The organism is Streptomyces sp. NBC_00996 (assembly GCF_045162675.1).
Classification (GTDB): domain Bacteria; phylum Actinomycetota; class Actinomycetes; order Streptomycetales; family Streptomycetaceae; genus Streptomyces.
Genome location: NZ_CP108723.1, coordinates 8,208,747 through 8,218,504 on the forward strand (window position 1 = coordinate 8,208,747; position 9,758 = coordinate 8,218,504).

Genomic DNA, 9,758 nt, shown 5'->3' on the forward strand with positions numbered 1-9,758 from the left:
GCCAGGGCAGCGCGCGGCAGGCTTGACGCTCATCTGACGCCTGTCCTGATGATGCGTCAGTTCTTGCGGCTGGGGTTGTCCAGTTCTTTCGATTCGTAAGAGCTCGTAACACGAAACGAACTCGTGCACCGAACTACGTTCCCAACACGCACACATGCCCACCGGGCGATCGTCCGCTACATCGAGATGTTCTACAATCGAAAACGCCTCCACTCCGGACTCGGCTACAAGACTCCCGCAGAAGTCCACGCCGAGTACGAGGAGTTGCAGGCAGCGGCATAAGGAGAACCCTCAACACCGCTGTCCGAGAAGCGCAGGGCGCCTCACTTGCTGGAGTGATGTCGTGAGGGTCGACGAGTTGTGCCTATCGCAGTAGGCCGGTGACATGAGGTATCCACAAGGGGGCGGGCTGACCGCGGAACGACGGGCGTTTCGCGAGCATCCGGATGCGGACGGCCGAGTTATTCGCCCTGGGACACGACATTGCCGCCATCGCCAAGCAGTTACGTGTCAGCGTGCGGTCGGTACAGCGGTGGTACCAGGCATGGAAGCACGGCGGAACACCGCCCCTGGAGTCGAAGGGGCAGGCGTCCAGGTCCAGCTGAGTGAGGCATTGTTCGAGATGCTCGAGCAGGAGCTGGCTAGGGGACCGGTCGCTCGTGGCTGGCCGGACCAGACGTGGACACTGGCGCGGATAGAGACGCTGATCGGGCGCCGGTTCCACAAGAGCATGACGCTGTCAGCCATCGCGCAGACGCTGCACCGGCACGGCTTCAGCCACCAGGTCCCCGCCCGCCGCGCGATCGAGCGCGACGAGGAAGCCGTCACCGGGTGGGTGAAGGAGACATGGCCCAGGTGGGAACGCCGTGGCGGCGCTCGGGGCCTGGCGCTGCTGCGAAGACGAAGCCGGCTTCTCGATGACGCCGCCCACAGCCCGCACCTGGTTCCGGCGCGGACACACACCCGTCATACGGGTCCGCAGACGCTCCCAGCGCCGCTTCTCCATCGCCGCTCTGGCCTGCTACAAGCAGCGCGAACGCTCACGCCTGATCTTCCGGCACAAACGGCTCGTCGACCACAGCAGGGCGGCAGACGCAGTTTCACCTGGACCGACTACCGCGACCTGCTCATCACCGCCCACCAGCAACTCGGCGCACCGATCGTGCTCGTGTGGGACAACCTGAACGTGCACAGAGACCGTCGGCTGCGCGAGTTCAAGGCAGGACAAGCTCAGGCCAATTCAGCAAACCGTCAACCGAGCCCTGGCCACAGCACGGGCGCCGGTCGAGCGCGGCGTCACACGACTGAAGGCGTGGCGGATCTTCCGCAGGCCCGGTGCAATCCGAATCGAAATGCCGTCAATCGACGCGGCTCTCCATACCCTGGAGCGGCAGGTTTGAAACGGCTCAGTAGATACATACGATCGTTGCCGAGAGCGATCACATCAAGCCATGGCGGCCTGAACTTCCCGTTGAAACCTTAAATGGAACCTGAAAGCCTGATCACTGACACGGCAGCTGCAAGTCTTGATCGTTGAGGTATCCGAGTAGGCCAGGAGGGTGGGCGCGGGCACGGGAACGGCCACCGTGATCATGAACGTTTGTGACGACGATCAAGGACCAGGTGGCCGTCGAGGCCACGATGGCCGAGCGGGCCCGGACAGCGGCGTTCGGGTCGCTGATAGCCGCGGTGGCCGTCTGCTTCCCGCGCCGGGACTCGCGGATGCTGGGCAGGACGATGACACGGGGGATGCTGATGGAGTTGGAGCGGCGTAACTGCTGGACGCTCGCACAGGCTCTGGGCCCTGACGGGCCGTACCGGCTGCGGCACTTTCTTTCGCGCGGCGCCTGGAACCATGACCTGGCCCGCGATCATCTCGCCGCCTGGACGGCAGGTAACTCGCCGACGATGAGGCCGTGCTGGTCGTCGACGAGACGGGCGATGAGAAGTCCTCCACTGACTGCGTGGGTGCATCCCCCAGTACTCCGGTGCGCTGGGCGGGTTGGGTCTGTGCCAGGTCGCAGTCCATCTCACCTACGCCTCCGTGCACGTTCACGCACTCATCGACCGTCAGCTGTACCTGCCGACGGCCTGGGCCGAAGACGAGGAACGCCGGCTGCTGCGGCACGTGCCTGACGAGATCACCTTCGCCACCAAACCGCAGTTGGCCACCGCGATGCTGCACCGTGCCCGTGAACTGGGCCTTGCTGCCCGCTGGTTCACCGGCGGCGAGGTCTACGGCAGTCTGGAGTTGCGCCGCACCGCCCGCACCCTGGGCTTCGACTACGCCCTGGCCGTCAAGGCCGACCACCGCGCCACCACCGCCGTCGGCCGCTTCGCGGCCACACAGCTGGCCGCGAAGGTCCCGGCCAGGGCCTGGATGCGCCTGCGCACGGGCAACGGCACCAAGGGCGACCGGCACTACGACTGGGCATTGATCGACGTCCTGTCCGACGACACACCTCCGGGCCAGGACGCAGCCACCACCGGACACGCCTTCCTCCTCGTACGCCGCCACCGCTACACCCGCGAACTGTCCCTCTACCGCTGCCACTCGGCCGCCCCCGTCAGCCTCACGACCCTCGTGAACATCTGCACCCGCTGGAAGATCGAGGCGGATTTCCAAGGAGCGAAGGGCCTGGCCGGACTCGACCAGGGCTAGGTCCCTGCTGGACCTCCTGGATGTGCTGGAGCCTGATCAGCCTGTTCGCCGCCGCCGTCCTCGCCGTCACCCACGCCCGCACCACCGACGGAGCCGGACACGGCCTGGAACTCGCCCCGGCCAGTGGCCGCGAACTTCTGGCCATCCTGCGGATCACCGCACTTCCGCAACCCCGACGCGACCGGGACCACATCCTGCACTGGTCCGCCTGGCGCCGCCATCACCAGCACCAGGCCACCGAGGCCCACCGCCGGTGGAACAACATCACCGCCGCGGCAGCCGCGTGACCCAAGCCCATGGATCAAGACTTACAGCTGCCGTGCCTGAAGGGACGGAGAAGGATTTAAATGCCGAAAAGTTCATTTCTGGCAGATTCTGCGCGCATATTTCCCAATGCTGGAACATGCGCAAAATGTCAACTCATCCAACAGGCGATATCTCTCTGGCTGAATGGCTGGTCCGACCGCAGTCTGTATCTTGCTGAAGAATCTGTTGCCAAGACAGCCGCTGACTCTTCATGCGACTGTGACCTGCGTACTAGAATGTGGTTTACTTTCCTGCTGACAAGGAGAGGAGAATTCGATCGCGTAACGAAACTTCTCTACCATCCAGAGAATCCGAATAGCAGTCTCTTCGGCCCGGCGGTCTCCCCGGCCGGACTCTGGCTAGCCCGGTCACACCTGGCTTTCATGGCCGGAGACCTGGACGCAGCAGCGGCCCTGAGTGACCAGGTGCTTGCGCAAGCCGAGGGTAACCGTGAATTCCGTATCGCGAGTCACCTCATCCTGGCATTGATCGCTTTGCAGCGTGCAGAAGTGAATGCGGCTTCGTCGCACATGCAGATGATAACCGACGACGCATTCATGGGGCGTCTCACCGTGCTGGCGGGGCCGTGCGCATGGGTAAACGTGCGGGTACGCGAAGCCCAAAGGGGAGCCGAGGGCGTCGCACCAGTCATCGAGGAGCTCGTTGACTTCGGCCCGGTCAGCAGGAACGTACTCCTGTCACAGTCGGCTGCCGCCCCCTGGATCGTGCGGCTGGCGCTGAAATTCGACCAGAAGCCATCGGCGCACAAAGCAGTGAAGCTAGCTCAGAAACTGGCTGAAATGAACCCGCAGCACCATGCGTTAGCCGCATCAGCCCTCCACGCGCAAAGTCTATTCGAGCGAAATTTGGTCGATCTGCGGCTCGCTGCGAAGATGCAGGTCCACCCCTGGGCGCGAGCTTCGACTATAGAAGACATCGGAAGGTTCTTGGCCCGTGAGCGGTCGCAACAGGACCAGGCCATAAGAATATTCGAGCAGAGCGCTGACGCCTATATCAAGGCGGGAGCCCCGCGCGATGCCTTGCGAATCAAGAAGAGGCTGTGGGATCTCGGTGTTAGGCACCACCAATCCCGTTGGCGCATAACCTCACCGAAGGCGATCGCGAATCTCACCGAAACAGAAGCTAAGGTGGCTCAATTGGTAGCACAAGGAATGACCAACACCCAGACGGCTAAACACCTTTTTATATCTCCTCATACTGTGGCCTACCATCTAAAGAAAATATTCTGCAAGTTACAGATCTCCTCACGCGTGGAATTGGCCAGGGACTGGACCAAATATTGAGGGTTTTCAGGGTGGGCTCCGGACGGGTGACGGCGGGACCGTGGGCAACGGACAGGGCTCCCGTGCCGTCGAGAGAGGTGTCTAGCCCTCAACTCTCCAGCTCAGGAACCCTGTTGGTCCCGTATCCTGCCGCACGCACTGGTGGAGTGGGTGACGATGCTGATCGTCACCCGTGAGGGTGACCGACGCTGCACACTCCGGCTGTCCAAGCGTGCGGTGATCGCTCTCGCGCTGGACCGGCTGCGTCACATCCTCGAAGAGGCTGACGATGATCTCTTCCTTGGTCCTGAAGTTGTCGTAGAGCGCCGTCTTGGTGACGTCGAGCCGCTCGGCGATCTCAGGGACGTCTTCCCGTAGTCCTGCTCGGCGAAGGTTTCGAGCGCGACGTCCTGGATGCGCTGGAGGTTGTTGCCGCGACGCTGCTGCTTGATGCCGTCCATGGTGACGCCCATCCTCGTACTCCTCGCATCGCCGTAGATACTTCAGAAGTGGTGTACGACGACGGCCGTCGAGAGCAGATCCCGGTGTGCGGTCCAGCGGCCGTCGAAGGCCTCGATGCGATGTCCGTCGACCAGCGGGCCCGGGAGCAGAAGCCGTGCCCGGAAGGTCCCGGAAGCTTGCGCGGTGGCTGCTGGGGCGATCTCTATGTCGGCCTCCAGGAAGTCGAGCGACTTTCCGGTCAGGGGAAACCACGCCTTGTAGACGGACTCCTTGGCGCTGAACAACAGCCGGTCCCAGTGGACAGAGGGGTGGCTGCGGGCGAGATTCCGCACTCTGGTCTGCTCAGACGGCAGCGCCACCGCTTCCAGGACACCGTCGGGGAGACGGTCGTGACGTTCAGCGTCGATGCCCAGCGAAGCCAGCTCTTCGGCGCGCACCAGCGCGGCCGCGCAGTAGCCCTCGCAGTGCGTCATGCTGCCGACCAGCCCGTCGGGCCAGCGCGGTGCGCCACGCTGGCCGGGCAGAACCGGCTGCGGCGCCGTGCCGAGCTTCTCCATGGCGAGCCGTGCGCAGCCCCGAACGGCGGTGAACTCGCGACGCCGTTTCTCCACGGCCCGCGCTATGACCGCCTCCTCCTCGGGGTAGAGGATGACGCCGTCGCCGAGGGCGTCACTGCCCAGCGTCTCCACGACCGCGACCGACCCCGGGTGAGCTTGTTCCGCTTTGACGGACACCATCGGTGTGGTGGTCAGGCTGCGAGTGTGCTCTCGTATTCGGCGGGACTGCGGTAGCCGAGGCTGCTGTGCAGTCGGTGCAAGTTGTACCAGCCCTCGATGAAGTCGAAGATCGCGGTGTGGGCGGCGGCCCGGCTGGGCCAGGCGGCGGTATCCAGCAACTCCCTTTTGATGGTGGCGAAGAATGACTCGGCGAGCGCGTTGTCCCAGCACTGCCCGGTGCGGCCGACGGACAGGCGGACACCGAACTGCGTGGCCAGGGAAGCGAATTGCTGGCTGGTGTACTGACAGCCACGATCCGAGTGAAAGATCACCGGCCGGGTGGGACGACGCCGACGGCAGGCGGACTGGAGAGCGTCCGCGACCAGATCGGTCCGCAGATGGTCGGCGGTGGACCAGCCGACCACGCGACGCGACGCGAGGCGATGTCGATGACGGTGGCCAGATAGAGCCAGCCCTCCTCCGTGGCAATGTAGGTGATGTCACCGCACCAGCGGGAGTCGAGGCCGGCCGGGTCGGGAGCGAAGTTGCGGACGATGAGGTCGGGTCGGGTGCCGGCCTGCGGGTCGGGGATCGTCGTCAGCTGCCGTCGCCTGCGGTGCCGGCCCTGCAGTCCGGCGTTGCGCATCAGTCTGGCGATGCGGCGGCGGCCGCACTCGTCGCCCTGTCGTTGCAGGACGGCGTGGATCCGCGGGGCTCCGTAGGTTCCGCGGGACCGGTCGTGGACTTGGGTGATCTTCTCGGTCAGCTCGGCATCGCGGACGGCCCGAGGACCGGGCCTGCCGCTGCGGCGGGCGTAGAAGGCGGCTCGGGAGACCTTAAGCAGTTCACACGCGCGCTTGACGTTGTGACCGTCTCGCTTCTCCGCCTCGATGAACGGGTGCACCGTCACCGGGTCTCCTTCGCGAAGAAAGCCGTGGCCCGCTTGAGGACCTCGACGTCCTCCCGCAGGCGGCGGTTCTCCCGGCGCAGCGCGGCCAACTCCTCGCGTTCGCTGCTGGTCAGCCCGTCGCGCTCGCCCGCGTCGACCTCGGCCTGGCTGACCCATAGCCGCACCGCGGTCTCGGTCAGGTCGAAGTCCTTGGCGACCTGACCGACCGAGCGGTCACCGCGTCGGCACAGCTCGACGATCTCGGCCTTGAACTCCGGCGTGAACGATCGGCGAGGCCGAGGCTTCTTCTTCCCCATGCTCTCCATGATGGACATCCTTCCGGGGCAGAACCCCTGATCTCAGATGTCCGTCAAAGCGGATCAAGCCCAGCAGATCACTTCCCGCGGAATGCGCTGCCCGAGCCAGCCGTAGTCATGGGCCCATCAGTACAGCGGCGGGCCCAGACCAAGCTCGGTGCTGGGAAATGCCTGTCGAGCTATGCATGATGCCAAACGTACATGCCATCTTCATGGATCTCATGCCTTCGGTCAGGAGCTACCAGACCAGGGGATGCCTCGCGAAGACCGCACTGTCTAGTGTCGTGCAGGTCAGCTCTCGGTTTCGCGGACCAACTGCGGTCTTGACGAACTGCCCAGCAAATTTCAGGGGTCTTTGTGTCTTCTCTTCTTCACATCGATGCGAGCATCCGCCATGAGGGTTCCACGTCGCGTCAGCTGACCTCGTATTTCGCGACCCAGTGGCGGCAGAACCACCCTGACGCTGGCTACGTCCACCGCGACCTGGCCGCCCAGCCCATCCCCCATCTCACGCATCCCGTGCGCGAGTACGTTCTGGACCCCAGCCGCGATCACGGTCAGACGGACGAGGAGAAGGCGCTCGTCGACACGGTGGTGTCTGAAGTGCACGACGCCGACACGATCGTGCTCGGCGTGCCGATGTACAACTACACGATCCCGTCAAACGTCAAAGCCTGGATCGACCTGCTGGTCAGCCCGGCCCACGCGATCCTCCCGGGGGCCGATTCCGGTCCGCTCAGCGGCAAGTCGGTCATCGTGGTGACCGCGCGCGGCGGCTCCTACGCTCCGGGGACCCCGCGCGAGGGCCAGGACTACCAGGAGCCGTACCTGCGGCACATCTTGACGGCGATCGGTCTCGCGGACAACCTCACTTTTGTGCACGCAGAGTTGACCCTGGCCGCGATCGTGCCGGCCATGGCGGATCTCAAGCCGCTGGGGGAGAAGTCCCTGGCAACTGCCCAGGAGACGCTCAAGAAGCTCGCCGCCTGATGCCTGCACGCCCGCAGATCTCTTAGGAGTCCGCACCCGCTTGCCGCAACCCGCTGGAGACCGCGGGCGGGCGGAAGCGCATCGCCAGCCGGCCGAGGACAAAGGTCTTCCGGGGCGGCCACTTCTTCCTCGCTGACCGTGCAGCCGAGGTCATCGACCCGGTGGCCTGGCGGCCCGCGCCCTGCTGCATGCGGCCGGTGCAGGCCGATGACGCAACCACATGAAGAAGAAGACAGCCTATGAACGAGATCATCAGCGCTCTCCTCTCCGAGGAGGTCACATCGGGAGATGTGGCGGGTGTGCGTCTGCCGGAGTACTACCGCGGCAATGTGGTGCGCCGGGAGGACACCGCGATGTTCGAGGGGATGGACTCGAAGGCGAAGGATCCCCGTAAGTCCCTGCGGGTGCAGGAGGTCGCGACACCGTAGCCGGGTCCGGGCGAGGCTTTGATCGCCGTGATGGCGAGCGCGATCAACTACAACACCGTGTGGTCCTCGATCTTCGAGCCCGTGCTGACCTTCGGCTTCCTCGAGCGCTACGGATGCCTCAGTGAGCAGGCCAGGCGCCACGACCTGCCGTACCACGTACTGGGCTCGGACCTGGCGGGGGTGGTGCCGCGCACCGGCCGTCGCGTGAACCGGTGGCGCCCCGGGGACCGGGTCGTGGCGCACTGCCTCTTCGTCGAGCTGGAGAGCTCCGACGGCCACGACGACACAATGCTCGATCCAGAGCAGCGCATCTGGGGCTTCGGAACCAACTTCGGCGGCCTCGCTGAGCTGGCGCTGGTGAAGTCCAACCAGTTGATGCCCAAGCCTGAGCATCTGACCTGGGAGGAGGCCGCCTCGCCGGGGCTGGTGAACTCGACCGCCTACCGGCAGCTGGTCTCCCGCAACGGCGCGCAGCTGAAGCAGGGCGACAATGTACTGATCTGGGGCGCGAGCGGCGGACTCGGCTCGTACGCCACCCAGTTGGCGCTCGTCGGCGGAGCGAACCCGATCTGTGTGGTCTCCTCGCCGCAGAAGGCGGCCGTCTGCCGCTCCATGGGAGCCGAAGCGGTCATCGACCGCAGCGCCGAGGACTACCGGTTCTGGAAGGACGAGACCACCCAGGACCCGCGCGAGTGGAAACGGTTCGGCAAGCGCATCCGCGAGCTGACCGGCGGCGAGGACGTCGACATTGTCTTCGAACACCCCGGCCGGGAGACGTTCGGCGCGTCGGTCTGCGTGGCGAGGAAGGGTGGCACCGTGGTCACCTGGCGTCCACTTCCGGGTACGTGCACGAGTTCGACAACCGCTACCTGTGGATGTCGCTGCAGCGGATCGTCGGCTCACACTTCGCCAACTACCGTAAGGCGTGGGAGGCCAACCGCCTCGTCGCCAAGGGCAGGATCCGCCCGACGCTGTCGACGGTCTACCCGCTGGAGCAGGCCGGGCAGGCCGCGTACGAGGTCCATGCCAACCTCCACCAGGGCAAGGTGGGCATCCTCTGCCTGGCACCTCAGGAGGGCCTCGGCGTACGCGACAACGCACTGCGGGCGAAGCACATCGACGCCATCAACCGCTTCCGCGAACAGAAAGTTTGCGGGAACGCCATGACGACAGTGGCGGTGGCGTGTCCGGTGTGCCGCCGACGGCGAAGATGCACGGTTATCACCGCCGAACGGTGAGGGACGTGCCGGACGACGGCCGCCAGGTCGTCGTCCACCTGTGCGCACGGCGGCTGGTCTGTCCGGCTCCGGGCTGCCGGCGGCAGACCTTCCGCGAGCAAATTCCCGGACTGTGCTGGAGTGAGCGCCATCAGCGCCGTACGGTGCGGTTTGCCGGGCAGATATCTCAGGTGGCGCGGGAGTGGTACGGCCGGGCGGCCGAGCGCCTGGCAGGTCTGTTGGCCGTGCCCGTTTCCCGGAGTACCGCGCTGCGTCATCTGCGGCGCCTGCCGCTTGCCGCAGCAGGCGGTCCCGCGAGTGATCGGTGTGGACGATTCTCGCCCTGCGCCGCCGCCACCGCTACACCGCGATCCCCGCCGTGAGTTCAAACAATCATCGAGCTACGGCACGGGTCACCACCACGCTCTCATACCTGCGACCGGGACCTACCAGAGCAGGGGATGCCTCGCGAAGGCCGTCCTGTCTAG

11 protein-coding genes and 6 pseudogenes are annotated in these 9,758 nt (G+C 65.2%); 12 read left to right on the plus strand and 5 right to left on the minus strand.

Translation table 11 applies throughout. The annotated features are described in order from the left end of the window. Positions 1-123: 123 nt before the first annotated feature. From OG390_RS38340 to OG390_RS38380, 9 genes and pseudogenes are all read left to right on the plus strand, one after another. On the plus strand, positions 124-282 hold the full coding sequence (locus tag OG390_RS38340; protein WP_406174351.1) for an IS3 family transposase: 159 nt from the start codon (positions 124-126) through the stop codon (positions 280-282). A 164-nt stretch (positions 283-446) separates the two neighbouring features. Continuing rightward, the gene (locus OG390_RS38345; protein ID WP_406174353.1) at positions 447-605 is read left to right on the plus strand and encodes a helix-turn-helix domain-containing protein; all 159 of its coding nucleotides are present in this window, start codon (positions 447-449) and stop codon (positions 603-605) included. Between the two features lie 125 nt (positions 606-730). Then, positions 731-787: pseudogene (locus OG390_RS38350) on the plus strand (hypothetical protein); the annotation flags it as partial. Positions 788-917: 130 nt separating this feature from the next. Further along, positions 918-1,216: pseudogene (locus OG390_RS38355) on the plus strand (IS630 family transposase); the annotation flags it as partial. 46 nt (positions 1,217-1,262) lie between these two features. Then, complete coding sequence (locus tag OG390_RS38360) at positions 1,263-1,400, plus strand: hypothetical protein (RefSeq protein WP_406178104.1); 138 nt, start codon at positions 1,263-1,265, stop codon at positions 1,398-1,400. Positions 1,401-1,641: 241 nt separating this feature from the next. After that, positions 1,642-1,884 (plus strand): annotated as a pseudogene (locus tag OG390_RS38365) (transposase); the annotation flags it as partial. A gap of 118 nt (positions 1,885-2,002) precedes the next feature. Continuing rightward, positions 2,003-2,662, plus strand: a complete 660-nt coding sequence (locus tag OG390_RS38370) for a transposase (RefSeq protein WP_406174355.1) — start codon at positions 2,003-2,005, stop codon at positions 2,660-2,662. Positions 2,663-2,682: 20 nt separating this feature from the next. Next, a complete protein-coding gene (locus OG390_RS38375; protein WP_406174356.1) occupies positions 2,683-2,949 on the plus strand; it encodes a hypothetical protein in 267 nt (88 codons plus the stop codon). Positions 2,950-3,351: 402 nt separating this feature from the next. Continuing rightward, complete coding sequence (locus OG390_RS38380) at positions 3,352-4,272, plus strand: LuxR C-terminal-related transcriptional regulator (RefSeq protein WP_406174357.1); 921 nt, start codon at positions 3,352-3,354, stop codon at positions 4,270-4,272. A gap of 231 nt (positions 4,273-4,503) precedes the next feature. Here OG390_RS38380 and OG390_RS38385 read toward each other — a convergent pair. The 5 genes and pseudogenes from OG390_RS38385 to OG390_RS38405 form a co-directional block, all read right to left on the minus strand. Continuing rightward, positions 4,504-4,724 (minus strand): annotated as a pseudogene (locus OG390_RS38385) (TetR/AcrR family transcriptional regulator); the annotation flags it as partial. 30 nt (positions 4,725-4,754) lie between these two features. Further along, on the minus strand, positions 4,755-5,450 hold the full coding sequence (locus OG390_RS38390) for a 4'-phosphopantetheinyl transferase (protein WP_406174359.1): 696 nt from the start codon (positions 5,448-5,450) through the stop codon (positions 4,755-4,757). Between the two features lie 11 nt (positions 5,451-5,461). After that, on the minus strand, positions 5,462-5,854 hold the full coding sequence (locus OG390_RS38395; protein WP_406174361.1) for an IS3 family transposase: 393 nt from the start codon (positions 5,852-5,854) through the stop codon (positions 5,462-5,464). Further along, a complete protein-coding gene (locus tag OG390_RS38400) occupies positions 5,758-6,339 on the minus strand; it encodes an IS3 family transposase (RefSeq protein WP_406174363.1) in 582 nt (193 codons plus the stop codon). The genes OG390_RS38395 and OG390_RS38400 overlap by 97 nt, the downstream gene beginning before the upstream one ends. Beyond that, entirely contained in the window at positions 6,336-6,644 is a 309-nt protein-coding gene (locus OG390_RS38405) for a transposase (protein WP_406174364.1), read from the minus strand. The genes OG390_RS38400 and OG390_RS38405 overlap by 4 nt, the downstream gene beginning before the upstream one ends. 348 nt (positions 6,645-6,992) lie before the next feature. On the opposite strand from OG390_RS38405, the gene OG390_RS38410 reads away from it, so the two are divergent. The 3 genes and pseudogenes from OG390_RS38410 to OG390_RS38420 form a co-directional block, all read left to right on the plus strand. Next, positions 6,993-7,625, plus strand: coding sequence for an FMN-dependent NADH-azoreductase (locus OG390_RS38410; RefSeq protein ID WP_406174365.1), 633 nt, complete (start codon positions 6,993-6,995; stop codon positions 7,623-7,625). 239 nt (positions 7,626-7,864) lie between these two features. Then, positions 7,865-9,291: pseudogene (gene ccrA, locus OG390_RS38415) on the plus strand (crotonyl-CoA carboxylase/reductase). Next, positions 9,255-9,643 (plus strand): annotated as a pseudogene (locus tag OG390_RS38420) (ISL3 family transposase); the annotation flags it as partial. The pseudogenes ccrA and OG390_RS38420, both read left to right, overlap by 37 nt. Between the last annotated feature and the right edge of the window lie 115 nt (positions 9,644-9,758).